This window comes from Paracoccus shandongensis, from assembly GCF_017315735.1.
Classification (GTDB): domain Bacteria; phylum Pseudomonadota; class Alphaproteobacteria; order Rhodobacterales; family Rhodobacteraceae; genus Paracoccus; species Paracoccus shandongensis.
This window is the reverse complement of the sequence record NZ_JAFLRK010000011.1, coordinates 68,876-91,941: the sequence shown is the minus strand read 5'-3', so window position 1 is coordinate 91,941 and position 23,066 is coordinate 68,876. Positions and strand designations below refer to the sequence as shown.

The following is a 23,066-nucleotide window of genomic DNA, read 5'->3' as shown; positions in this document are numbered from 1 at the left end:
GCCGCACCGTCGGCGCCGGCGTGGTGTCCAAGATCATCAAGTGATCGGATGAGGGGTGGCGGTGCGTGCAAGCACGCACCCTACGCCGTTTTCCTGTAGGGTGCGTGCTTGCACGCACCATGCGACAAACGACATCAAGGGGCCGCTCCCGCAAAAGGGGGCGGCCTTGTTGTTGTTGCTTGGCATTTGTAGCTCTTCTAGCATCGTGGGCAGTTCACTAGGGGGCGTTTTATGGGTGGCACAATTATCAGACGAAGTCCCGTTGGTTGGGAGCCAAAGCAAGCTTCGTCGATGCCTCCGATAATTACGCCTGAAACCAAAGCAGCTATGCTAAGAGCCGCCGAAAATAGGCGAGTTGCCAAGCAGGATCGGGCTTATTTGGAAGCCTATAACGCATTCAGTCAGATTGACTTCGCACGCATTCGTAAGGCCCAAAAAGCGGTTATGCCTGGATGGTTGGCCATTGTGCGTCACATCAGGCGTAAACTGCCCAGAGAGCGCCAAGCACACTATGCGCTGCTTCGCAGCGAGTTAGCTCGTCGGCTATATACACTGCGAAGGGAGGAGCGGTTCGAGCGTATGAAGAAGCAGGAAAAGAAGCGTAAACGGAACGATGCGAAAGTGCATCAAAAGTTTATGGCAAGTCCCGACGCAGTTCCGACTCTGATTGCTATGCTGCAAGAGAAGTACCGCAAATAGCACTTCATGGGCTGTACGTATCCTGCTTGACACTTTCGCCAGTCATGACTAAGCAACGCAGGTCGCAGCCAAGCATAGAATCGGTTGCACCTGCAAAGGCCGCCCGCTATGGGGGCGGCCTTGCCCTTTTATATACGGTCCGACGCTGGCGGCGCGTGGTGCGTTGTCAGCCTCTCGACTGGAACTCCCCGTCAGAGGGATGACTTATGCAAAGTCAGAATATCCGCATCCGGCTGAAGGCGTTTGACTATCGCGTGCTGGAAGCCAGCACCCAGGAAATCGTCAACACCGCCAAGCGCACCGGCGCGACCGTTCGCGGCCCGATTCCGCTGCCGAACAAGATCGAGAAATTCACCGTCCTGCGTGGCCCGCACATCGACAAGAAGTCGCGCGACCAGTGGGAAATCCGCACCCACAAGCGCCTGCTGGACATCGTCGATCCGACCCCGCAGACCGTGGACGCCCTGATGAAGCTCGACCTCGCCGCCGGCGTGGATGTCGAGATCAAGGTGTAAGGAGGCGACCATGCTGCGTACTGGTGTTATCGCCAAGAAACTGGGCATGACCCGGCTGTTCCTGGAAGACGGCCGTCAGGTTCCGGTGACCGTCCTGCAACTGGACAACCTCCAGGTCGTCGATCAGCGCACTGCCGCGCGCGACGGCTATACCGCCGTCCAGCTGGGCGCCGGTGTCGCCAAGGCCAAGCGCACGACCGCCGCGATGCGCGGTCACTTCGCCAAGGCCTCGGTCGCGCCCAAGCGCAAGATCGCGGAATTCCGCGTGGCCGAACAGAACCTGATCAATGTCGGTGAGGAAATCACGGCTGACCACTATTTCGCGGGTCAGTATGTGGACATCGCCGGCACCTCGATCGGTAAAGGGTTCGCGGGCGCCATGAAGCGCCACAACTTCGGCGGTCTGCGCGCCTCGCACGGCGTGTCGATCAGCCACCGTTCGCACGGCTCGACCGGCCAGTGCCAGGATCCCGGCAAGGTGTTCAAGGGCAAGAAGATGGCGGGTCACTTGGGTGCCGTCCGCGTGACGACCCAGAACCTGCAGGTCGTGCGCACCGATGCCGATCGGGGCCTGATCATGGTCAAGGGTTCGGTTCCCGGTTCCAAGGGTGGCTGGGTCACGATCAAGGACGCCGTCAAGAAGGCGACCCCCGAGAACGTGATCTATCCCGCCGCGCTGAAGTCCGCCGCCGAGGAAGCCCGCCGCATCGCCGAGGCTGCCGCCGCTGAAGCCGCCGCCGCCGAGGAAGCCGCCCGCGAGGCTGCCGCCGCCGAAGCCGCCGCCGCCGAGGAAGCCGCGCTGGCCGAAGCCCAGGCTTCGATCGAGGCCGACAAGGCTTCGGATGGCGACGCTGCCGCGCCCGAAGGAGACAAGTGATGAAACTCGATGTGATCAAGCTGGATACCGGCAAGGCCGGTGAAATCGAGCTGGCCGACGAGATCTTCGGGCTGGAGCCTCGTGGCGACATCCTGCAGCGCGTCGTCCGCTGGCAGCGTGCCAAAGCGCAGCAGGGCACCCACTCGGTGCTGGGCAAGTCGGATGTCAGCTATTCGACCAAGAAGATCTATCGCCAGAAGGGCACCGGCGGCGCGCGCCACGGATCCCGCAAGGCGCCGACCTTCCGTCACGGCGGCACCTACAAGGGCCCGACCCCGCGTTCGCACGCCTTCGACCTGCCCAAGAAGGTGCGCGCTCTGGGCCTGCGCCATGCCCTGTCCGCCAAGGCAACCGCCGGTGAACTGGTGATCGTCGAGGATCTGAACCTCGCCGACGCCAAGACCGCCGCCGTCGCCAAGGCCGTCAAGGAAAACGGCTGGAAGCGCGTGCTGGTGATCGACGGGGCCGAAGTGAACGAAGGCTTCGCCCGCGCCGCCCGCAACATCGAGGGCGTGGACATCCTGCCGTCGATCGGCGCCAACGTGTATGACATCCTCAAGCGCGACACGCTGGTGATCACGCGCTCGGGTGTCGAAGCTCTGGAGGCTCGTCTGAAATGAGCGCGAAAGCTGAACATTACGACGTGATCGTCAAGCCGATCATCACCGAGAAAGCCACCATGACGTCGGAAAACAACGGCGTGGTGTTCCAGGTGAGCAAGGATGCCTCTAAGCCGCAGATCAAGCAGGCGGTCGAGGCCCTGTTCGGCGTCAAGGTGAAGGCCGTCAACACGACCATCACCAAGGGCAAGCAGAAGCGGTTCCGGGGCATCCTCGGCCGCCGCAGCGATGTCAAGAAAGCCTATGTCACCCTCGAAGAGGGCAACACTATCGACGTGTCCACCGGACTCTGATAACAGGCGCGAATCCGCGGCCTCGGTTCATCCGGGGCCGCTGATCTTTTGGACGACAACGGACCACCCTGGTCCAAAGCAACGGAAGACAGAAAGATGGCATTGAAGTCGTATAAACCGACGACGCCTGGCCAGCGCGGGCTGGTTCTGATCGACCGTTCGGAGCTTTGGAAAGGTCGCCCGGTCAAGGCCCTCACGGAAGGCCTGACCAAGAACGGCGGTCGGAACAACACCGGACGGATCACCATGCGCCGCAAGGGCGGCGGGGCGAAGCGCCTGTATCGCATCGTCGATTTCAAGCGCACCAAGTTCGACATGGCCGCCGTTGTGGAACGGATCGAATACGATCCCAACCGCACCGCCTTCATCGCCCTGATCGGCTATGAGGATGGCGAGCGCGCCTATATCATCGCGCCGCAGCGCCTGGCCGTGGGCGACAAGGTCGTCGCCGGCGCCAAGGTCGACGTGAAGCCGGGCAACGCCATGCCCTTCAGCGGCATGCCGATCGGCACCATCGTCCACAACGTCGAGCTGAAGCCCGGCAAGGGCGGCCAGATCGCGCGTTCGGCGGGCACCTATGCCCAGTTCGTGGGCCGCGACGGCGGTTACGCCCAGATCCGCCTGTCCTCGGGCGAGCTGCGCCTGGTCCGCCAGGAATGCATGGCGACCATCGGCGCCGTGTCGAATGCCGACCACTCGAACCAGAACCTCGGCAAGGCTGGCCGCAACCGCCACAAGGGCATCCGCCCCAGCGTCCGCGGTGTCGCCATGAACCCGATCGACCACCCGCATGGCGGTGGCGAGGGCCGGACTTCGGGTGGCCGCACGCCGGTCACGCCCTGGGGCAAGGACACCAAGGGCAAGAAGACCCGCTCGAACAAGGCGACCGACAAGTATATCTTGCGTTCGCGTCACGCGAAGAAGAAGGGCCGCTGATCCATGGCACGTTCTATCTGGAAGGGCCCCTTTGTTGACGCCTATGTGCTCAAGAAAGCGGAAAAGGCCCGCGAGTCGGGGAAATCCGACGTCATCAAGATCTGGTCGCGTCGCTCGACCATCCTGCCGCAATTCGTCGGCCTGACCTTCGGCGTCTACAACGGGCAGAAGCACATCCCCGTTGCGGTGACCGAGGAGATGATCGGCCAGAAATTCGGTGAATATTCGCCCACGCGGACCTATTACGGCCACGCGGCGGACAAGAAAGCCAAGAGGAAGTAATCGTCATGGGTAAGGAACAGAATCCGCGCCGCGTGGCGGAGAACGAGGCGTTCGCGAAGACCAAGATGCTTCGCACCTCGCCGCAGAAACTGAATCTGGTCGCGCAACTGATCCGCGGCAAGAAGGTGGACAAGGCCCTGGCCGACCTGACCTTCTCGCACAAGCGGATTGCGGGCGACGTGAAGAAGTGCCTGCAGTCGGCGATTGCGAACGCGGAAAACAACCACGGGCTGGACGTGGACAACCTGGTTGTCGCCGAAGCCTGGGTCGGCAAGAACCTGGTGATGAAGCGCGGCCGTCCGCGGGCGCGTGGCCGGTATGGCAAGATCATGAAGCCGTTTTCGGAAATCACCATCAAGGTGCGCCAAGTCGAGGAGCAAGCGTAATGGGTCAGAAGGTCAATCCGATCGGCATGCGCCTGCAGGTCAACCGCACCTGGGACAGCCGCTGGTATGCCGACGACAAGGACTATGGCAATCTGCTGCTTGAAGACCTGAAGATCCGGGACTTCATCAAGACGGAAGCCAAGCAGGCCGGCATCAGCCGCGTCATCATCGAGCGTCCGCACAAGAAATGCCGCGTGACGATCCATGCCGCGCGTCCGGGCGTGATCATCGGCAAGAAGGGCGCCGATATCGAGGTGCTGCGCAACAAGCTGGCGAACCTAACCAAGTCGGAAGTTCACCTGAACATCGTCGAGGTCCGCAAGCCGGAAGTCGATGCCGCCCTGGTCGCGGAATCGATCGCCCAGCAGCTGGAGCGTCGGGTTTCGTTCCGCCGCGCCATGAAGCGCGCGGTGCAGAACGCGATGCGCATGGGTGCCCTGGGCATCCGCGTGAACGTGTCGGGCCGTCTGGGCGGCGCCGAGATCGCGCGGACCGAATGGTATCGCGAAGGTCGTGTGCCCCTGCACACCCTGCGCGCCGACATCGACTATGCGCTGGCCGAAGCCACGACCCCCTACGGGATCATCGGGGTGAAGACCTGGATCTTCAAGGGCGAGATCATGGAGCATGACCCCCAGGCTCGCGACCGCAAGGCCGCCGAGGCTCAGGAAGGTCCGGCTCCGCGTGGTCCGCGCCGTGACCGCGACGCGCGTTAAGGAGCAAACAAGATGCTGCAACCGAAACGGACCAAGTTCCGCAAACAGCACAAGGGCCGGATCCACGGCGAAGCCAAGGGCGGTTTCGCCCTGAACTTCGGTTCCTACGCGCTGAAGGCCACCGAGCCCGAGCGCGTGACCGCCCGCCAGATCGAGGCGGCCCGCCGCGCGATCACCCGCCACATGAAGCGTCAGGGCCGGGTCTGGATCCGGATTTTCCCGGACGTGCCGGTTTCCTCGAAGCCGACCGAAGTGCGGATGGGCAAGGGCAAGGGCTCGGTCGACTTCTGGGCCGCCCGCGTCCATCCCGGCCGCATCATGTTCGAGATCGACGGCGTGTCCGACGAAATCGCGCGCGAAGCCCTGCGCCTTGGCGCCAACAAGCTGCCGGTCCTGACCCGCATCGTGGCGCGCGAAGACTGGTAAGATCGGTGCGTGCAAGCACGCACCCTACGCAACACGACCCCGCCGGGCGACTGGCGGGGTTTTCCTTTTCCCGGCGGGAAAAGGGTTGCACGAAGAGGCCGTTGCTTGTATGGGCAGGCCTTCATCATGTAACTCCACCGGGAATCAGGGTGGCCCTGCCTGCAGGGGCTCTCCGGTGATGTTGAAAGGAAGGCGCCATGAAAGCGCAGGAATTGATGTCGAAGACGCCCGACCAGCTGAAGGACCAGCTTGTCGCGCTGAAGAAGGAGGCCTTCAACCTCCGTTTCCAGCAGGCCACCGGCCAATTGGAAGGCACCGCCCGGATGCGTTCGGTGCGCCGCGACGTGGCGCGCGTGAAGACCATCCTGAACCAGAAGGCGGCAGCCGCCGCCGCAGCGAACTGAGGAACGGCCCATGCCCAAACGCATCCTGCAAGGCCGCGTCACCAGCGACAAGAACGAACAGACCATCACCGTCCTGGTGGAACGCCGCTTCAAGCACCCCGTGCTGCACAAGATCGTCCGTTCGTCCAAGAAATACCGGGCGCATGACGCCCTGAACCAGTTCAAGGTGGGTGACGAGGTTCGCATCATCGAATGCGCGCCCATCTCGAAGACGAAACGCTGGACTGTCCTGACGGACGAAGCGGTTTCCGCGTAAGTCCATCATCACAGATCAGAAATGATCGAAACCCTGGGGCCGCGTCTGGCGGTCCCCAAAGGTCGGGAGAAACCAAATGATCCAGATGCAGACCAATCTGGATGTTGCTGACAACTCCGGCGCGCGCCGGGTTCAGTGCATCAAGGTCCTGGGTGGTTCGCACCGTCGCTATGCGTCGGTGGGCGACATCATTGTCGTGTCCGTCAAGGAAGCCATCCCGCGGGGCCGGGTCAAGAAGGGCGACGTCCGCAAGGCCGTGGTCGTTCGGACCGCCAAGGAAGTGAAGCGCGAGGACGGAACCTCGATCCGCTTCGACCGCAACGCCGCCGTCATCCTGAACAACCAGGGCGAGCCGGTCGGCACCCGTATCTTCGGGCCGGTCGTCCGCGAGCTGCGCGCGAAGAACTTCATGAAGATCATCTCGCTTGCCCCGGAGGTGCTGTAATGGCTGCCAAGCTGAAAAAGGGCGACAAGGTCGTCGTGCTGGCCGGCAAGGACAAGGGCAAGCAGGGCGAAATCACCGCCGTGATGCCCAAGGAAAACAAGGCCATCGTTGACGGGGTCAACATCGCGATCCGTCACCAGCGCCAGACCCAGACGACCCCCGGCGGCCGCACGCCTAAGGCGATGCCGATCGACCTGTCGAACCTGGCGCTGATGGATGCAAACGGCAAAGCGACCCGCGTCGGCTTCCGCATGGAAGGCGACAAGAAGGTCCGTTTCGCCAAGACCACGGGAGACGTGATCTGATGCTGGACGCAACCAAGTACACGCCGCGCCTCAAGGCGGTTTACCGTGACACCGTCCGGGCCGCGCTGAAGGAAGAGTTCGGCTACAAGAACGACATGCAGATCCCGCGCCTGGACAAGATCGTCCTGAACATGGGCATCGGCGAGGCCGTCAAGGACACCAAGAAGGTCAAGCAGGGCGCCGAGGAACTGTCGCTGATCGCGGGCCAAAAGGCCGTCATCACCAAGGCCAAGACCTCGATCGCGGGCTTCCGCGTCCGCGAGGAAATGCCCCTGGGCGCCAAGGTGACGCTGCGCGGCGACCGGATGTACGAATTCCTGGACCGCCTGATCAACGTGGCGCTGCCGCGCGTCCGCGACTTCCGCGGCGTGAAGGGCACCTCGTTCGACGGCCGCGGCAACTATGCCATGGGCCTCAAGGAGCACATCGTGTTCCCGGAAATCAACTTCGACAAGGTCGACGAAGTTCTGGGGATGGACATCATCATCTGCACCACCGCGCCGACCGACGCGGAAGCGAAAGCGCTGTTGAAGCATTTCAACATGCCCTTCAACAGCTGATCGCGGAGGTAAGAGATATGGCAAAGAAATCCATGGTCGAGCGCGAGAAGAAGCGCCAGCAGCTGGTCGCGAAATACGCCGCCAAGCGCGCCTCCCTGAAAGAGGTGATCAACGACCAGTCCCGTCCGATGGAAGAGCGGTTCAAGGCTTCGCTGAAGCTGGCCGAACTGCCGCGCAATTCGTCGGAAACGCGTCTGCATAACCGGTGCCAACTGACCGGCCGTCCGCACGCGTATTACCGCAAGTTGAAACTGTCGCGGATCATGCTGCGCGAGCTTGGCTCGAACGGTCAGATCCCCGGTCTCGTCAAGTCCAGCTGGTAAGGGGGCACAATGTCGATGAACGATCCTCTCGGCGATATGCTGACCCGCATCCGCAATGCGCAGATGCGCGGCAAATCGACCGTGCGCACCCCGGCCTCTAAGCTGCGCGCTTGGGTTCTGGACGTGCTGAAAGCCGAAGGCTACATCCGCGGCTATGAAGAAGTGACCACCGAGGCCGGCCATGCCGAGCTGGAGATCGGTCTGAAGTACCACGACGGCACCCCGGTGATCCGGGAACTGTCGCGTGTTTCGAAGCCCGGCCGCCGCGTTTACGCCGGTGCCCGGGAAATCCCGCAGGTCCGTCAGGGTTTGGGCGTGTCTATCGTCTCGACCCCGAAGGGCGTCATGTCGGATGCAGCGGCTCGCAATGCCAATGTCGGCGGCGAAGTCCTCTGCACCGTGTTCTAAGGAGGGCAGCAGATGTCTCGGATTGGTAAAAAGCCGGTCGCTCTGCCCAAGGGCGTGACGGCCGAGATCAAGGGTCAGACCATCGAAGTGAAGGGCCCCAAGGGCACCCGCAGCTTCACGGCGACCGATGATGTGGATCTGGTGCTGGAAGAAGGCTCCGTGGCGGTCAAGCCGCGCGGCACCTCGAAGCGCGCGCGCCAGCAGTGGGGCATGACCCGCTCGATGGTGGAAAACCTGACGGTCGGCGTGTCCACGGGCTTTAAGAAAGAGCTGGAAATCCAGGGCGTGGGCTACCGCGCCACGATGCAGGGCAAGACCCTGAAGCTGGCTTTGGGCTATTCGCACGACGTGAACTTCGAAACGCCCGACGGCGTGACGATCACGGCGCCGAAGCAGACCGAAATCGTCGTGGAAGGCATCGACCAGCAGCTGGTTGGTCAGGTGGCCGCGAACATCCGCGAGTGGCGCCGCCCCGAGCCCTACAAGGGCAAGGGCATCCGCTACAAGGGCGAGTTCGTCTTCCGCAAGGAAGGCAAGAAGAAGTAAGGGGCGCATGAAATGGCACTGAAAAAGCAAGAGCTGTTCCAGAAGCGCCGCCTGCGCGTTCGGAACAAACTGCGGGCGATGTCGAACGGCCGTCCGCGCCTGTCGGTCCACCGTTCGTCGAAGAACATCTCGGTCCAGGTCATCGACGACCTGAACGGCGTGACCCTGGCCTCGGCCAGCACGCTGGAGAAGGACTTCGGCCTGGTCGGCAAGAACAACGTCGAGGCCGCCGCCAAGATCGGCGCGGCCATCGCCGAGCGTGCAAAGGCTGCGGGCGTCGAGGAAGTGGTCTTCGACCGCGGTGGCTTCATCTTCCACGGCAAGGTGAAGGCCTTGGCCGACGCCGCCCGTGAAGGCGGCCTGAAGTTCTGATCCTGCGGGCGGCGTCAGCGCCGCCCCGATGATCCGGGGGCGTCCTTCGGGGCGCCCACCTGGATTGACACAACCGGCGCGTTGCCGCGCCACCTGAAAAGGAAAGCCATATGGCAGAACGTGATAACCGCCGGGGCGGCCGCCGCGAAGAGCGCGAGGAAAACCCGGAATTCCAGGATCGCCTTGTCGCGATCAACCGCGTGTCGAAAACCGTGAAGGGTGGCAAGCGCTTCGGCTTCGCGGCCCTCGTGGTGGTCGGCGACCAGCGTGGCCGCGTCGGCTTCGGCAAGGGCAAGGCCAAGGAAGTGCCGGAAGCGATCCGCAAGGCGACCGAGCAGGCCAAGCGTTCGCTGGTCCGCGTGCCGCTGCGCGACGGCCGCACCCTGCACCATGACATCGAAGGCCGCCATGGCGCGGGCAAGGTGATCATGCGCACCGCCGTTCCGGGTACGGGCATCATTGCCGGCGGTCCGATGCGCGCCGTGTTCGAGATGCTGGGCGTCCAGGATGTCGTCGCCAAGTCGCAGGGGTCGCAGAACCCCTACAACATGATCCGCGCGACGCTGGACGGCCTGAAGAAGGAAGCCAGCCCCCGTTCGGTCGCGCAGCGTCGCGGCAAGAAGGTGGCCGACATCCTGCCGCAGGACAACAAGCCGGCTGCCGAGCCGGTCGAAGCGTAAGGAGACAGGCGCATGGCAACCATCGTCGTCAAGCAGATCGGCAGCCCGATCCGCCGCCCCGCCATCCAGCGCGAAACGCTGAAAGGCCTGGGTCTCAACAAGATGAACCGCACCCGCGAATTGCAGGACACCCCGGCGATCCGCGGCATGGTCGCCAAGATCCCGCATCTGGTGACCATCATCGAGGAAAAGGCCTGATCCGCAAGGATGGCCGCAAAAACGCCCCGGAGAAATCCGGGGCGTTTTCGTTTGTTCAGGGTCGTTAACCATATCGTAACCTCTCGTCCCTAGCCTTTGTCCTGACCGCTATCGGATGGGGAACGGGGTGGGGCGTATTCTTGGCGCATGTCTTGTCTGGCTTCTGGCGGCGGTGTCTGCCCAGGCCGGACCCTGGCCGCGCGAGCCCGGTCATTCCTTCATCGCCGTCTCGGGAGAGCGGGATGATGCGGGCAATTCCTATACCGGGATCTACACCGAATACGGCCTGAGCCGCCGCCGGACCGTGGGGCTTGAGGTCAGCCACACCAATGTCGGCGAAACCAGCGTCATGCTGTGGTACCAGAAATCGCTGGACAGGGGCGAGGGGCCGAACAAGCTGTCCTATGCCACGGGCTTTGGGGTCATCCGCCGCGAGGGCGCGATCCTGCCGCTCAGCCAGGTGGCGCTGATGTGGGGGCGGGGCTTCTCGGGGCCGTGGGATGGCGGCTGGCTCAGCGCCGAGGCGCGGGTGAAGGTCGCGGGCAAGACCGAGGAAGTGACGGTCCGCCAGGGCTTGACCAGCATCCAGTATGCCTATCTGACGCCCGAGATCGTCAGCAAGCTGGACCTGACGGTGGGCCTGCGCCCCACGCCCTCCTGGGCCGTGGTGAACCAGCTTCGGCTGGAGGCGCGCAAGGATGCCGACTTTTCCGCCAAGCTCGCCACCTCGGTCGTCTATGACCTGACCGGGCCCGCCCGGCTGGAGATCGGCTTTGTCGCCCCCTTGGCGGGCCCCAGCGAGCCCGCCCTCAGGATCGGCACATGGCTGGAGTTCTGATGCTATTCCCGGCAGGCATAGACCGCGCCGCCGACCGCCACGACCGACACCGCCGCCCCCGCGACAATGGCGGGCGACGAGGCCATGGCCGCCGCCGCCCCGCCGATCGAGGACAGCGCGCCCGTGATATAGCCCTGCGATCCGCTGAGGATCACCGCGCCGGACCCGTCGGGCAGGGCGCGCGCGCCGTTGACCGCGCCCTTGGCCGCCGCCCCTGTGATGGCGACGGCGGCGTTCTTGGTCTGGTTCACGCGCTGGCAGACGGTTTTCGCGGGCGCCTCGCAGCGGCCATAGGCGTCGCGGCGGCCCAGGTCATAGCCGATGATCGAATCGCTGGCCTTGTCGTGGCGCAGGCAGAAGGGGCCGCGTTCCTGGTCGGTCAGGTCGGGCGTCAGGCTGCGCAGCACGACATAGCTGGGGCAGGTGTCGCGCCCCCACGAGGTGAACAGGATCTCGCGCCGGCTGAAATGGTCGCGCAGGCCCGGCTCCTTGGGGTCATAGGCCAGGGGCACGTCCTGGCCGTTGATGCGGGCGGTGCAGAAGGTGGGCTCGGCCCAGGCGGCAAGGGGGGCGCAGGTCAGGGCGGCCAGGAAAAGGGCAATGCGGGTCATGGTCAATATCCAGGGAACGATGCCGCTTCTGATAAGGCGACGGGGGGCGACGGCAACTCACATCCGCTTGTCCGGCGCTGTCAGCGGCCCTTGCCGCAGGAGGGCATTGCGTCTATATGCCCCGGGTGCCGTCGGGCACCGATTCACGAAACAGACATGCCGTGTCCGTCCCGTTTTCGCTTCGGGGGCGCGTCCGGCCTAGGAGAAGCGACATGAAACTGCATGAAATCCGCGACAACGAAGGCGCGAACCGCAAGAAAAAGCGCGTGGCGCGTGGTCCCGGTTCCGGCAAGGGCAAGACCGCCGGCCGTGGTATCAAGGGCCAGTCCTCGCGGTCGGGCGTTGCGCTGAACGGATACGAAGGCGGCCAGATGCCGCTTTATCGCCGCCTGCCCAAGCGCGGCTTCACCAAGCCGAACGCGAAATCCTTCGCGGTGGTCAACCTGGGCCAGCTGCAGACCTTCATCGACGCGGGCAAGATCGACGCCACGGCGGAAGTGACCGAGGACGCGCTGGTCGCATCCGGCCTGGTGCGCCGCAAGCTGGACGGCGTGCGTCTGCTGGGCAAGGGCGAACTGACCTCGGCCCTGACCATCACCGTCACCGGCGCGTCGAAATCGGCGGTCGAGGCGGTCGAGAAGGCGGGCGGCAAGGTGACGCTGCCGGTCGTTGCCGCGGCGGCGGAATAAGCTGTTGATCGGGGCGTCCGCGCCCCATAGATAGCGAGCAGGTTTTCCTGGCGCCGCCGGTCCCCGGAAACGGGTCGGCGGCGCTGTTTATGACACGGGACGGAAAAACATGGCGTCAGCCGCAGAACAGATGGCCGCGAACCTGTCATGGAGCGCATTCGGCAAGGCCACGGAACTTCGCCAGCGCATCTGGTTCACGATCGGTCTGCTGATCATCTATCGGCTTGGCACCTATATTCCGGTGCCGGGCATCGACGGCGCGGCGCTGCGCAACTTCATGGACCAGGCGCAGGCGGGGATCGGCGGCATCCTGTCGATGTTCACTGGCGGCGCGCTTGGCCGGATGGGTGTCTTCGCGCTTGGCATCATGCCCTATATCTCGGCCTCGATCATAGTGCAGTTGCTCACCTCGATGGTGCCTTCGCTGGAACAGCTGAAGAAGGAAGGCGAGCAGGGGCGCAAGAAGATCAACCAGTACACCCGCTACGGCACCGTGGCGCTGGCGCTGTTCCAGGCTTACGGCCTGGCCAAGTCGCTGGAGGCGGGGGGCCTGGCGCATGATCCGGGCCTGTTCTTCCAGGCGTCGGTGGTCATCACGCTGGTGGGCGGCACCATGTTCCTGATGTGGCTGGGCGAACAGATCACCGCGCGCGGCATCGGCAACGGCATCAGCCTCATCATCTTCGTGGGCATCGTCGCGGAAATCCCGGCGGCGCTGGCCAGCTTCTTCGCGCAAGGCCGGTCGGGCGCGATCTCGACCCCGGTGATCCTGGGCGTGATCGTGATGGTCGTGGCCGTGATCGCCTTTGTGGTCTTCATGGAACGCGCGCTGCGCAAGATCCGCATCCAGTATCCCCGGCGCCAGGTCGGCATGAAGATCTATGACGGCCAGTCGAGCCACCTGCCGATCAAGGTGAACCCGGCGGGCGTGATCCCGGCGATCTTTGCGTCGTCGCTTCTGCTGCTGCCCATCACGATCTCGACCTTTTCGGGCAACCAGACGGGGCCGATCATGTCCACGATCCTGGCCTATTTCGGGCCGGGCCAGCCGCTGTACCTGATCTTCTTCGCGGGGATGATCGTCTTCTTCGCCTATTTCTACACCCACAACGTCAGCTTCAAATCCGACGACGTGGCCGAGAACCTGAAGAACCAGGGCGGCTTCGTTCCCGGCATCCGCCCGGGCAAGCGGACCGAGGAATACCTAGACTACGTGGTCAACCGCGTGCTGGTGATCGGCGCGGCCTATCTGGCGGCGGTCTGCCTTTTGCCGGAAATCATCCGCCACCAGTGGTCAGTGCCCTTCTATTTCGGCGGCACCTCGGTCCTGATCGTGGTGTCGGTGACGATGGACACGATCAACCAGGTGCAAAGCCATCTTCTGGCCCATCAATACGAAGGATTGATTGAGAAATCCCAATTGCGTGGTAAACGCAAAGAGGGAAGCGCAAAGCCGCGTCGCGCACCGTCGCGCCGCTAACGGCCCGACGGGCTGACGAGGGGGACAGACCAAAGATGACGATCAATATCATTCTGCTGGGGCCGCCCGGTGCCGGCAAGGGAACGCAGGCCCGCAAGCTGGTCGAGGAGCGCGGGCTGGTGCAGCTGTCCACCGGCGACATGCTGCGCGCCGCGCGGTCCTCGGGGACTGAGATGGGCAAGCGCGTGGCCGAGGTCATGGACCGCGGCCAGCTTGTCACCGATGAGATCGTCATCGGCCTGATCCGCGAAAGGCTGTCCGAGGGCGGCAACGGCTTCATCTTCGACGGCTTTCCGCGCACGCTGGCCCAGGCCGACGCGCTTGGGCAGTTGCTGGACGAAACGGGCATGGTGCTGGACGCCGTGGTCGAGATGCAGGTGGACGACCAGGCCTTGGTCCGCCGCATCACCGGCCGTTATACCTGCGGCAATTGCGGCGAGGTGTATCACGACGAGACGAAGCCCACCGCGAAGCACGGCGTCTGCGATGTCTGCGGCTCGACCGACCTGCGGCGGCGCGCCGACGACAACGAGGACAGCCTGAAGACGCGGCTTCTGGAATATTACAAGAAGACCTCGCCGCTGATCGGCTATTACTATGCCAAGGGCAAGCTTGCCCCGGTGGACGGGCTGGCGGACATGGACCAGGTGGCGGGGCAGATTGCCGCTGTCCTGCCCGTGTCAAGCGAAATCGCCACGGGCACTTGACGCGGCAGGCAGCCGCCTTTAAGTCACGACATCTCGCAAGAGAATCACCCGTTGCGGGTGGATCATTCAGCGGCCCGAAGGCATGGCTTTCGGGCCTTCCGTTGTGAAAAAAGGTTCCGGCGTTACGGAACCGCAACCGATAAAGGATAACGCGTGGCTCGTATTGCTGGCGTCAACATTCCGACCGGGAAACGCGTCCCGATCGCCCTGACCTATATCCACGGCATCGGCCCGATGTATGCCGGACAGATCTGCGAGGCCGTCGGCATCGACCAGTCGCGCCGCGTCAACGATCTGTCGGATGCCGAAGTGCTGCAAATCCGCGAATACATCGACGCCAACCTGACCGTCGAAGGCGACCTGCGCCGCGAAACCCAGATGAACATCAAGCGCATGATGGACCTGGGCTCGTATCGCGGTCTGCGCCACCGCCGGGGCCTGCCGGTCCGCGGCCAGCGCACCCACACCAATGCCCGCACCCGCAAGGGCCCGGCGAAGCCCATCGCCGGCAAGAAGAAGTAAGGGGGAACGGACATGGCACGTGACAAGACCCGCATGAAGCGCAAGGAACGCAAGAACATCGCCACCGGCGTTGCTCATGTGAACAGCAGCTTCAACAACACCAAGATCCTGATTTCGGACGTGCAGGGCAACGCGATCGCGTGGTCCTCGGCCGGCACGATGGGCTTCAAGGGTTCGCGCAAATCGACCCCCTATGCCGCGCAGATGGCCGCCGAGGACGCCGGCCGCAAGGCGCAGGAACACGGGATGCGCACCATCGAGGTCGAGGTCCAGGGCCCCGGCTCGGGCCGCGAATCGGCGCTGCGCGCGCTGGCCTCGGTCGGCTTCAACATCACCGCGATCCGCGACGTGACGCCGATTGCGCATAACGGCTGCCGCCCTCCCAAGCGCCGCCGCGTCTGATTTCAGATGATACTGGCCCGGACCGCGCGCTTTCGCGCGGTTCGGTCTTTACGTTTTCAACCTCGGGCGTTTCCGGCCAAGGACATGGGGCGGGGACAAGAATGGAGGCAAACGCATGATCCACAAGAATTGGGCCGAGCTGATCAAGCCGACTCAGCTGGTCGTCAAGCCGGGCGCGGATGCCACCCGCACCGCCACGCTGGTCGCCGAGCCGCTGGAGCGGGGCTTCGGCCTGACGCTGGGCAACGCCCTGCGCCGCGTGCTGCTGTCGTCCTTGCAGGGCGGGGCCATCACCTCGGTCCAGATCGACAACGTCCTGCATGAATTCAGCAGCGTCGCGGGCGTCCGCGAGGACGTGACCGACATCGTCCTGAACCTCAAGGGCGTGACGCTGAAGATGGACGTGGAAGGGCCCAAGCGCCTGACCCTGTCCGCCAAGGGCCCCGGCGAGGTCAAGGCCAGCGCCATCCAGGAAACGGCCGGCATCACCGTGCTGAACCGCGACCACGTCATCTGCCACCTGGACGATGGCGCCGAGCTGAACATGGAACTGACCGTCCAGACGGGCAAGGGCTATGTCGCCGCCGACAAGAACCGCCCCGAGGACGCGCCTATCGGCCTGATCCCGATCGACGCGATCTTCTCGCCCGTCAAGCGCGTCAGCTATGAGGTCACGCCCACCCGCGAGGGGCAGGTGCTGGACTATGACAAGCTGACGATGAAGATCGAAACCGACGGTTCGCTGACCCCGGAAGACGCCGTGGCCTATGCCGCGCGCATCGTCCAGGACCAGCTGTCGGTCTTCGTGAACTTCGACGAGCCGGAATCGGCCAACCGCCAGGACAGCGACGAGGGTCTGGAATTCGACCCGCGCCTGCTGAAGAAGGTGGACGAGCTGGAACTGTCGGTGCGTTCGGCCAACTGCCTGAAGAACGACAACATCGTCTATATCGGCGACCTGATCCAGAAAACCGAAGCCGAGATGCTGCGCACCCCGAACTTCGGCCGCAAGTCCCTGAACGAGATCAAGGAAGTGCTGTCGGGCATGGGCCTGCACCTGGGCATGGACGTGGTCGACTGGCCGCCGGAAAACATCGAGGATCTGGCGAAACGGTTCGACGACCAGTTCTGACATGGCGGTGCGTGTGAACACGCACCCTGCACAAAGCCCGTAGGGTGCGTGCTTGCACGCACCTTGCGACAAGAAGGGCATCCCGCCCCAAGGAGAGCGGCCCGCACGCATGGGCCGCCGGACAAAGCAAAACGCTGTAGGAGAAAATCATGCGTCACGCCCGTGGCTATCGCCGCCTCAACCGCACCCACGAACACCGCAAGGCGCTGTTCGCCAACATGGCCGGATCCTTGATCGAGCATGAGCAGATCAAGACGACCCTGCCCAAGGCGAAAGAACTGCGCCCGATCGTCGAGAAGCTGATCACGCTGGCCAAGCGCGGCGACCTGCACGCTCGCCGCCAGGCCGCCGCCCAGCTGAAGCAGGACCAGCACACGGCCAAGCTGTTCGAGGTTCTGGGCGCCCGCTACAAGGACCGCCAGGGTGGTTACGTCCGCATCATGAAGGCCGGTTTCCGCTATGGCGACATGGCGCCGATGGCGATCATCGAACTGGTCGACCGCGACCCTTCGGCCAAAGGCGCCGCCGACCGCACCCGCATCGAGGCCGAGTCCAACGCTGAATAAGCGACGCTAGGTCACCGAATCAAGGCGCCCCGGGGCTTTCAGCCTGCGGGGCGTTTTTCATGGGCTGTGACAAATTGCGCATGATTTCCGGGGGTGACGCCAATTGCATCAACGCCCAGGCGACATCTCTTTTCTCGTCCTCTGTCAGAGGCATCGCCAGCAGTTGCTGACGAAGATCGGCTGGCAGCATAGAAATTCCGCCGTATGACCGCATTGGGGGGATCTCCCATCCCTTTAATGATATGGCAAGAATTATCCGTCACTATTACATTGTCCGTTGACGCTACCGAACGCAATTTGTCTAAAAAGTCATGTCATCACGCGCCGATATCAATGCAGGTTTGCGGAAGCTGGGGAAAATGGCCCCGGCAGGCTATTTTGTGGGCCTGCACATCCGCTTCGCCGCCCCCCTGATGCAGTTCCAGACCTATGCCCAGGAATGGTCCGACTTCTATTCCCAGAACGGTTACGCGCTGCGCGACCCGACGATTGCCTGGGGCTTTTCGACAACCGGCGCCTGCCGGTGGTCCAGCCTGCCGATCCCGGATCCGTTCAACATTCTCCAGGAATCGGCCAACCACGGCCTGACCTTCGGGCTGACGGTGTCCTGCGGCCCCATCAGTTCTCGCACCATCGCCAGCTTCGCGCGCGATGACCGCGAATTCACGGATGACGAGATCGCCGAGATCTCGACCACGGTACGTCGGCTCCACGACATCACGGAGCCGCCGGCGAGCCTCACGAAGGCTCAGAAAGAAGCCCTTCGTTGTGTCGCGGAGGGCGATCGTCATGCGGCAGCGGCAGCCAAGCTTGGCATCACCGAAAGCGCGTTCAAGGCAAGGCTGATTTCGGTCCGCGAAAGACTGAATGCACGCACCACAGCCGAGGCGCTGCAAAGGGCCAAGGAATACCGTCTGCTCTAGACCTTCGCCCGGGGGAGCCGTGATGCGGGGAAGGGTTGTCCCTACACCCCAGGAGTTTTGACCATGCAGACGACCACGCTTTCCTTTTCCAATCTCCACAACCATGGCGAGTTGTTCGCCAAGCTTTTTCGCGCCCGCAAGCAGAGCTTCATCATCCAGAAGAACTGGGATCTGCCCGAGGCCGAGGACATGGAATTCGACCAGTACGACACCCCGCAAAGCCGCTGGATCGCCGTCCACGACAAGGGCGAGGTTCTGGCGGGCTTCCGCCTGACGCCGACCACCGCGCGCTGCGGCATCTACAGCTACATGATCCGCGACGCGCAAAAGGGCATCCTGGGCGGGTCGATCCCCCAGGATCTGCTGGACGCCGAGGCGCCGGTCGATGAGCAGGTTTGGGAATGTTCGCGCGTGTTCGTCAGCCACGACATCCCGCAGATGTATCGCCGCAAGGTCCACTTCAAGATGGTCGAGGCGATGACGGGATCGGCCCGCGACCTGGGCGCGACCAGGCTGATCGCCCTGACGGGGGCGTCCTGGCCGCGCTGGTATGGCCGCTGCGGCCTTGACGCCGAGGCCATCGGCCGCGTCATGTGGATCGACGACGGGCATTTCCAGTGCGTCGCGATCAACCTGGCGCCCAAGATGCACTGAGGCTGCCACATCTTGTACGCCAGGGCCTTGCAGGCCTAAGATGGTGTATCATGCCAGACCTGTTCGACGCCAGCACCTCGTCCGATCCGCCGCCGCCCCCGGCGGTGCGACCCTTGGCCGACCGCATCCGCCCCGTGCGCATGGGCGACGTGATCGGCCAGGACAAGGTGCTTGGCCCGGACGGGCCGCTGGGGTCCATGCTGGCGTCCCGCAGCCTGTCCTCGCTGATCCTCTGGGGGCCGCCGGGGGTGGGCAAGACCACCATCGCGCGGCTTCTGGCGGACCAGACCAACCTGGCCTTCGTGCAGATCAGCGCCATCTTTTCGGGCGTCCCCGAGCTGCGCAAGGTCTTTGAAACGGCAAGGCTGCGCCGCCAGCAGGGGCGCGGCACGCTGTTGTTCGTGGACGAGATCCACCGCTTCAACAAGGCGCAGCAGGACAGCTTTTTGCCCTATATGGAGGACGGGACGATCCTTCTGGTCGGTGCGACGACCGAAAACCCGTCCTTCGAGCTGAACGCCGCGCTGATGTCGCGCGCCCAGGTGATCGTGCTGGAACGCCTGTCGCTGCGCGACCTGGAACTGCTGGCGCAGCGCGCGGAACGCGAGTTGGGCCGCAAGCTGCCCCTGACAGCCGAGGCGCGCGACGCCCTGCTGGAGATGGCCGACGGCGATGGCCGCGCGGCCCTGAACCTGATCGAGCAGGTGGCTGCCTGGAAGACCGACAGGCCGGTGGATGCCCCCGCCATGGCGCAGCGCCTGATGCGGCGGGCGGCGAAGTACGACAAGTCGGGGGATGAGCATTACAACCTGATCTCGGCGCTGCACAAATCGGTGCGCGGGTCCGACCCCGACGCGGCGCTGTATTGGCTGTCGCGGATGCTGGAGGGGGGCGAGGATCCCCGTTACCTCGCCCGCCGCATCACCCGCATGGCGGTCGAGGATATCGGCCTGGCCGATCCGGCGGCGCATCGGCATTGCCTGGATGCCTGGGCGCTGTATGAACGCCTTGGCAGCCCGGAAGGCGAGCTGGCCCTGGCGCAGGCGGTGATCTATCTGGCGCTCGCCCCGAAATCGAACGCGGGCTATGTCGCCTACAAGGCCGCCCGGGCCGAGGCGAAGCGCACGGGCAGCCTGATGCCGCCCGCCCATATCCTGAACGCGCCCACGCAGATGATGAAGGACCAGGATTACGGCGCGGGCTATGCCTATGACCACGACGCCGAGGACGGCTTTTCCGGCCAGAACTATTTCCCCGAGGGCATGAAGCGCCCGGTCCTCTATACCCCCGTCGAGCGGGGGTTCGAGCGAGAGTTGAAGAAGCGGCTCGACTGGTTCGTGTCGCAGCGGTTGAAGCGCGGCGGTTGACTTTGCGCCCGCGCCACCACAGTTAGCCGCCATGATGAACCCATATCTTCAGGTCGCCATCGGCGGCGCCATCGGATCGGTGGCGCGCCTTGGCCTTTATCGCGCCATGCCCGCCGGGGGCTTTCCGCTGGCGACATTCGCCGTCAATGTCGGGGGCAGCCTTGTCATGGGCCTGCTGGCGGCGCTGCTGGCAGGGCGCGGCGCGGCTTGGGCGCCGCTGCTGCTGACCGGCATCCTGGGCGGCTTCACGACCTTTTCCGCCTTTTCGCTGGACACGCTGACCCTGTGGGAACGGGGGCAGGGGGTCTTAGCTGCGATCTATGTCGGGGGATCGGTGCTGCTGTCGCTGGCGGCAGTCTTCGCCGGCATGACCATCGGCCGGGGGATTTTCGCATGAGCGGCGTTCAGACCATCCGCGTGGGCGGGGACGAGGGCGAGCAGCGGCTCGACCGCTGGCTGAGGAAGAAGTTTCCCCAGCTTGGCCAGATCGCCATCGAGAAGCTGTGCCGCACCGGCCAGATCCGCGTGGACGGCGGGCGCGTGAAGCCCGCGACCCGGATCGAGACGGGGCAGGAGGTGCGCATCCCCCCGCTGCCCGATGCCGCGCCCATGCCCGCGCGCGCCAGCCGCCCCCTGGGTCCGCGCGTGTCCGACAGCGACCAGCAGATGATCCAGGCCGCCGTCCTGTGGAAGGACGAACACATCATCGCCCTGAACAAGCCGCCGGGCCTGCCGTCGCAGGGCGGCAGCGGGCAGGGGGACCGGCATGTGGACGGACTGACCACCGCGCTGATGTTCGGCTACAAGGACCGGCCCAAGCTGGTGCACCGGCTGGACAAGGACACCTCGGGCGTGTTGCTGCTGGCGCGCACCGACCGCGTGGCGCGCGCCCTGTCCGAGGCGTTCCGGGCCCGAACCACCCGCAAGATCTATTGGGCGGCCGTGGCGGGCGTGCCGCATCCGCGCATGGGCACGATCCGCTTTGGCCTGGTCAAGGGCGGGGCCGGGCGCGGCGACAATGAAAAGATGATCGCCGTCCACCCCCGCGACATCGACACGACCGAGGGGGCCAAGCGCGCGACCACCGATTATGCCGTGCTGGACGCGCTTGGCACGCGGGCCAGCTGGTGCGCGCTGGTGCCGGTCACGGGACGGACGCACCAGTTGCGCGCGCATATGGCCGAACTGGGCCATCCCATCGTGGGCGACGGGAAATACGGCGGCTCGGGGCAGGAGAACCTGGGCGACGGCTGGGGCGCGCAACTGGGCGGGGAAATCAGCAAGAAGCTGCACCTGCACGCCCGCAGCATCAGCTTCGACCATCCGATCACCAGGAAGCGCATCACCCTGACCGCGCCCCTGCCGGATCACATGGCGCGGACCTGGAAGACGGTGGGCTGGCATGAAAACGACGTGCCCGACGATCCCTTCGCGGATCTCGAATGAAGCTGGTGGTCTTCGACGTGGACGGCACGCTGGTGGACAGCCAGCACCATATCCACGGCGCCATGACCGCCGCCTTTGAAGGCGCGGGGCTGGACCCCTTGCCGCGCGAGGCGGTTCTGCAGATCGTCGGGTTGTCGCTGCCGGTCGCGGTGGCGCAACTGGCCCCGGGGCATGACGCCGCCACGCAGGCCCGCATCGTCGAGGGGTATCGCGCCGCCTTCATGCAGGCCCGGATGGCGCAGGCCGCGCCGCTGTATCCCGGCGCGCTGGACTGCCTGGACGGGCTGGCGGGATGCCGCGACATCCTGCTGGCCGTGGCGACGGGCAAGTCGCGGCGCGGGCTGGCGGCGATGATCGCGGCTCATGGGCTGGAGGGGCGGTTCGTCAGCCTGCAGACGGCGGACGACCACCCCTCGAAACCCCATCCGGCGATGCTGCTGGCGGCGCTGGCCGAGACGGGGGTGGAACCCGGGGATGCGGTGATGGTTGGCGATACCAGCTTCGACATGGAGATGGCGCGCGCGGCTGGCATGACGGGCCTTGGCGTCGGCTGGGGCTATCATGCGCCCGAGGCGCTGACGGCCTCGGGGGCGGCGTTGGTCGCGACGGATTTCAGGGATTTGGGCCAGGCACTGGCAAGGTGGGCATCATGAGCGAATGGAAGGCACGGCGGTTCTGGAAGGCGTCCGGGGTCCGGCCAGTCGGCGAGGGGTTCGAGGTCGCCCTTGACGACCGGCCCCTGCGCACGCCCGGCAAGCTGCCGCTGCTGCTGCCGACCGAGGGGCTGGCCCGGGCGGTCGCGGCGGAATGGGACGCGCAGGCCGATGTGATCGACCCCCATACCATGCCCCTGACCCGGGCGGCCAATTCGGCGGTGGAAAAGGTCACGCCTCAGTTTGCCGGCGTGGCGGGCATGCTTGCCGAATATGGCGGCACGGACCTTTTGTCCTATCGCGCCGACCAGCCCGCCGAACTGGCCCGCCGCCAGGCCGAGGCCTGGGATCCGCTGATCGACTGGGCCGCGACCGACCTGCGCGCGCCCCTGCGCATCACCCATGGGGTGATCCCGGTGGAACAGGACGCGCCGGTGCTGGCGCGGCTGCGCGGGCATCTTCTGGATCTGGACGTTTTCGGGCTGACGGCGCTGCACGATCTTGTGACCCTGCCCGGATCGCTGATCCTGGGACTGGCCGTCATCCGGGGCCGGATCGACGCGGACACGGCCTTCCGCCTGTCCCGCATCGACGAGGAATTCCAGATCGAACGCTGGGGCCAGGACGACGAGGCGCGGGACGCCGCCGAAAGCCGCAGGGCGGCGATGGGGGTCGCGGAACGGCTTTGGCACCTGTCCCGCCGCGGTTGAAACTGCCCGGGCCCTGGGCGTCGCGCTTGACGCATCGGGAAGGATCGGCACTATGTTGCCTATGGGATGCCCCTTTGGGGGCGTCGTGACGACAAGCCCGGGCACCAAGGTCCGGGCGC

Annotated in this window: 37 protein-coding genes; 36 read left to right on the top strand and 1 reads right to left on the bottom strand. The window is 64.7% G+C overall.

Annotated elements, in window-relative coordinates; translation table 11 throughout:
* Nucleotides 1–327: 327 nt before the first annotated feature.
* From JX613_RS09735 to JX613_RS09630, 22 genes are all read left to right on the top strand, one after another.
* A complete protein-coding gene (locus JX613_RS09735) occupies nucleotides 328–699 on the top strand; it encodes a hypothetical protein (RefSeq protein ID WP_207101261.1) in 372 nt (123 codons plus the stop codon).
* 206 nt (nucleotides 700–905) lie between these two features.
* Entirely contained in the window at nucleotides 906–1,214 is a 309-nt protein-coding gene (gene rpsJ, locus JX613_RS09730) for a 30S ribosomal protein S10 (protein ID WP_089386317.1), read from the top strand.
* Between the two features lie 10 nt (nucleotides 1,215–1,224).
* The gene (gene rplC, locus JX613_RS09725; RefSeq protein WP_207101260.1) at nucleotides 1,225–2,091 is read left to right on the top strand and encodes a 50S ribosomal protein L3; all 867 of its coding nucleotides are present in this window, start codon (nucleotides 1,225–1,227) and stop codon (nucleotides 2,089–2,091) included.
* Nucleotides 2,091–2,711, top strand: a complete 621-nt coding sequence (gene rplD / locus JX613_RS09720; protein ID WP_207101259.1) for a 50S ribosomal protein L4 — start codon at nucleotides 2,091–2,093, stop codon at nucleotides 2,709–2,711. The genes rplC and rplD overlap by 1 nt, the downstream gene beginning before the upstream one ends.
* The gene (locus JX613_RS09715) at nucleotides 2,708–3,004 is read left to right on the top strand and encodes a 50S ribosomal protein L23 (protein WP_207101258.1); all 297 of its coding nucleotides are present in this window, start codon (nucleotides 2,708–2,710) and stop codon (nucleotides 3,002–3,004) included. The genes rplD and JX613_RS09715 overlap by 4 nt, the downstream gene beginning before the upstream one ends.
* Before the next feature lie 96 nt (nucleotides 3,005–3,100).
* A complete protein-coding gene (gene rplB, locus JX613_RS09710; RefSeq protein WP_167622736.1) occupies nucleotides 3,101–3,940 on the top strand; it encodes a 50S ribosomal protein L2 in 840 nt (279 codons plus the stop codon).
* Between the two features lie 3 nt (nucleotides 3,941–3,943).
* The gene (gene rpsS / locus JX613_RS09705) at nucleotides 3,944–4,222 is read left to right on the top strand and encodes a 30S ribosomal protein S19 (protein ID WP_167622735.1); all 279 of its coding nucleotides are present in this window, start codon (nucleotides 3,944–3,946) and stop codon (nucleotides 4,220–4,222) included.
* A gap of 5 nt (nucleotides 4,223–4,227) precedes the next feature.
* Entirely contained in the window at nucleotides 4,228–4,608 is a 381-nt protein-coding gene (gene rplV, locus JX613_RS09700; RefSeq protein WP_207101257.1) for a 50S ribosomal protein L22, read from the top strand.
* The gene (gene rpsC / locus JX613_RS09695; RefSeq protein WP_207101256.1) at nucleotides 4,608–5,324 is read left to right on the top strand and encodes a 30S ribosomal protein S3; all 717 of its coding nucleotides are present in this window, start codon (nucleotides 4,608–4,610) and stop codon (nucleotides 5,322–5,324) included. Before rplV ends, rpsC begins: the two co-directional genes overlap by 1 nt.
* A gap of 12 nt (nucleotides 5,325–5,336) precedes the next feature.
* A complete protein-coding gene (rplP, locus tag JX613_RS09690; protein WP_103173027.1) occupies nucleotides 5,337–5,750 on the top strand; it encodes a 50S ribosomal protein L16 in 414 nt (137 codons plus the stop codon).
* A 197-nt stretch (nucleotides 5,751–5,947) separates the two neighbouring features.
* The gene (rpmC, locus tag JX613_RS09685) at nucleotides 5,948–6,154 is read left to right on the top strand and encodes a 50S ribosomal protein L29 (protein WP_207101255.1); all 207 of its coding nucleotides are present in this window, start codon (nucleotides 5,948–5,950) and stop codon (nucleotides 6,152–6,154) included.
* A 10-nt stretch (nucleotides 6,155–6,164) separates the two neighbouring features.
* A complete protein-coding gene (gene rpsQ, locus JX613_RS09680) occupies nucleotides 6,165–6,410 on the top strand; it encodes a 30S ribosomal protein S17 (protein WP_207101254.1) in 246 nt (81 codons plus the stop codon).
* A 76-nt stretch (nucleotides 6,411–6,486) separates the two neighbouring features.
* Nucleotides 6,487–6,855 carry a 50S ribosomal protein L14 gene (gene rplN, locus JX613_RS09675; protein ID WP_010400243.1) on the top strand — a complete coding sequence of 123 codons (369 nt, stop codon included), beginning with the start codon at nucleotides 6,487–6,489 and terminating at the stop codon, nucleotides 6,853–6,855.
* Nucleotides 6,855–7,160, top strand: coding sequence for a 50S ribosomal protein L24 (gene rplX / locus JX613_RS09670; RefSeq protein ID WP_207101253.1), 306 nt, complete (start codon nucleotides 6,855–6,857; stop codon nucleotides 7,158–7,160). The genes rplN and rplX overlap by 1 nt, the downstream gene beginning before the upstream one ends.
* Nucleotides 7,160–7,720, top strand: a complete 561-nt coding sequence (gene rplE, locus JX613_RS09665; RefSeq protein ID WP_207101252.1) for a 50S ribosomal protein L5 — start codon at nucleotides 7,160–7,162, stop codon at nucleotides 7,718–7,720. Before rplX ends, rplE begins: the two co-directional genes overlap by 1 nt.
* Nucleotides 7,721–7,737: 17 nt before the next feature.
* A complete protein-coding gene (gene rpsN, locus JX613_RS09660; RefSeq protein WP_207101251.1) occupies nucleotides 7,738–8,043 on the top strand; it encodes a 30S ribosomal protein S14 in 306 nt (101 codons plus the stop codon).
* 9 nt (nucleotides 8,044–8,052) lie between these two features.
* Nucleotides 8,053–8,451, top strand: a complete 399-nt coding sequence (gene rpsH / locus JX613_RS09655; protein WP_207101250.1) for a 30S ribosomal protein S8 — start codon at nucleotides 8,053–8,055, stop codon at nucleotides 8,449–8,451.
* A gap of 12 nt (nucleotides 8,452–8,463) precedes the next feature.
* Complete coding sequence (gene rplF / locus JX613_RS09650; RefSeq protein ID WP_207101249.1) at nucleotides 8,464–8,997, top strand: 50S ribosomal protein L6; 534 nt, start codon at nucleotides 8,464–8,466, stop codon at nucleotides 8,995–8,997.
* A gap of 12 nt (nucleotides 8,998–9,009) precedes the next feature.
* Nucleotides 9,010–9,369 (top strand): 50S ribosomal protein L18, encoded by a 360-nt coding sequence (gene rplR / locus JX613_RS09645; protein WP_154763369.1) that lies wholly within the window; start codon nucleotides 9,010–9,012, stop codon nucleotides 9,367–9,369.
* Between the two features lie 110 nt (nucleotides 9,370–9,479).
* Nucleotides 9,480–10,049, top strand: a complete 570-nt coding sequence (gene rpsE, locus JX613_RS09640) for a 30S ribosomal protein S5 (protein WP_154763368.1) — start codon at nucleotides 9,480–9,482, stop codon at nucleotides 10,047–10,049.
* A gap of 12 nt (nucleotides 10,050–10,061) precedes the next feature.
* Entirely contained in the window at nucleotides 10,062–10,247 is a 186-nt protein-coding gene (rpmD, locus tag JX613_RS09635; RefSeq protein ID WP_207101248.1) for a 50S ribosomal protein L30, read from the top strand.
* Nucleotides 10,248–10,374: 127 nt separating this feature from the next.
* On the top strand, nucleotides 10,375–11,085 hold the full coding sequence (locus JX613_RS09630; RefSeq protein WP_207101247.1) for a hypothetical protein: 711 nt from the start codon (nucleotides 10,375–10,377) through the stop codon (nucleotides 11,083–11,085).
* A gap of 2 nt (nucleotides 11,086–11,087) precedes the next feature.
* On the opposite strand, the gene JX613_RS09625 is transcribed toward JX613_RS09630, so the two are convergent.
* Nucleotides 11,088–11,696, bottom strand: a complete 609-nt coding sequence (locus tag JX613_RS09625) for a hypothetical protein (RefSeq protein WP_207101246.1) — start codon at nucleotides 11,694–11,696, stop codon at nucleotides 11,088–11,090.
* A gap of 212 nt (nucleotides 11,697–11,908) precedes the next feature.
* On the opposite strand from JX613_RS09625, the gene rplO reads away from it, so the two are divergent.
* The 14 genes from rplO (at nucleotide 11,909) to JX613_RS09555 (ending at nucleotide 22,947) form a co-directional block, all read left to right on the top strand.
* On the top strand, nucleotides 11,909–12,385 hold the full coding sequence (gene rplO / locus JX613_RS09620; RefSeq protein ID WP_207101245.1) for a 50S ribosomal protein L15: 477 nt from the start codon (nucleotides 11,909–11,911) through the stop codon (nucleotides 12,383–12,385).
* Nucleotides 12,386–12,494: 109 nt separating this feature from the next.
* Nucleotides 12,495–13,865: a preprotein translocase subunit SecY gene (secY, locus tag JX613_RS09615; RefSeq protein WP_207101244.1), complete on the top strand. Its 1,371-nt coding sequence runs from the start codon at nucleotides 12,495–12,497 to the stop codon at nucleotides 13,863–13,865.
* A gap of 35 nt (nucleotides 13,866–13,900) precedes the next feature.
* Entirely contained in the window at nucleotides 13,901–14,572 is a 672-nt protein-coding gene (locus JX613_RS09610; RefSeq protein ID WP_207101243.1) for an adenylate kinase, read from the top strand.
* 153 nt (nucleotides 14,573–14,725) lie between these two features.
* Nucleotides 14,726–15,094, top strand: coding sequence for a 30S ribosomal protein S13 (rpsM, locus tag JX613_RS09605; RefSeq protein WP_207101242.1), 369 nt, complete (start codon nucleotides 14,726–14,728; stop codon nucleotides 15,092–15,094).
* A 12-nt stretch (nucleotides 15,095–15,106) separates the two neighbouring features.
* Complete coding sequence (gene rpsK / locus JX613_RS09600) at nucleotides 15,107–15,496, top strand: 30S ribosomal protein S11 (protein WP_207101241.1); 390 nt, start codon at nucleotides 15,107–15,109, stop codon at nucleotides 15,494–15,496.
* Nucleotides 15,497–15,611: 115 nt separating this feature from the next.
* Complete coding sequence (locus JX613_RS09595; protein ID WP_207101240.1) at nucleotides 15,612–16,628, top strand: DNA-directed RNA polymerase subunit alpha; 1,017 nt, start codon at nucleotides 15,612–15,614, stop codon at nucleotides 16,626–16,628.
* Between the two features lie 149 nt (nucleotides 16,629–16,777).
* A complete protein-coding gene (gene rplQ, locus JX613_RS09590; RefSeq protein WP_207101239.1) occupies nucleotides 16,778–17,194 on the top strand; it encodes a 50S ribosomal protein L17 in 417 nt (138 codons plus the stop codon).
* Between the two features lie 311 nt (nucleotides 17,195–17,505).
* A complete protein-coding gene (locus JX613_RS09585) occupies nucleotides 17,506–18,117 on the top strand; it encodes a helix-turn-helix transcriptional regulator (RefSeq protein WP_207101238.1) in 612 nt (203 codons plus the stop codon).
* A gap of 63 nt (nucleotides 18,118–18,180) precedes the next feature.
* Nucleotides 18,181–18,771, top strand: coding sequence for an acyl-homoserine-lactone synthase (locus JX613_RS09580; protein ID WP_207101237.1), 591 nt, complete (start codon nucleotides 18,181–18,183; stop codon nucleotides 18,769–18,771).
* A gap of 50 nt (nucleotides 18,772–18,821) precedes the next feature.
* Nucleotides 18,822–20,138 carry a replication-associated recombination protein A gene (locus tag JX613_RS09575; protein ID WP_207101236.1) on the top strand — a complete coding sequence of 439 codons (1,317 nt, stop codon included), beginning with the start codon at nucleotides 18,822–18,824 and terminating at the stop codon, nucleotides 20,136–20,138.
* Between the two features lie 31 nt (nucleotides 20,139–20,169).
* Nucleotides 20,170–20,535, top strand: a complete 366-nt coding sequence (locus JX613_RS09570) for a fluoride efflux transporter FluC (protein WP_207101235.1) — start codon at nucleotides 20,170–20,172, stop codon at nucleotides 20,533–20,535.
* The gene (locus JX613_RS09565) at nucleotides 20,532–21,584 is read left to right on the top strand and encodes an RluA family pseudouridine synthase (protein ID WP_207101234.1); all 1,053 of its coding nucleotides are present in this window, start codon (nucleotides 20,532–20,534) and stop codon (nucleotides 21,582–21,584) included. Before JX613_RS09570 ends, JX613_RS09565 begins: the two co-directional genes overlap by 4 nt.
* Complete coding sequence (locus JX613_RS09560; RefSeq protein ID WP_207101233.1) at nucleotides 21,581–22,237, top strand: HAD-IA family hydrolase; 657 nt, start codon at nucleotides 21,581–21,583, stop codon at nucleotides 22,235–22,237. Before JX613_RS09565 ends, JX613_RS09560 begins: the two co-directional genes overlap by 4 nt.
* On the top strand, nucleotides 22,234–22,947 hold the full coding sequence (locus tag JX613_RS09555) for an ATP12 family chaperone protein (protein ID WP_207101232.1): 714 nt from the start codon (nucleotides 22,234–22,236) through the stop codon (nucleotides 22,945–22,947). The genes JX613_RS09560 and JX613_RS09555 overlap by 4 nt, the downstream gene beginning before the upstream one ends.
* Nucleotides 22,948–23,066 lie beyond the last annotated feature (119 nt).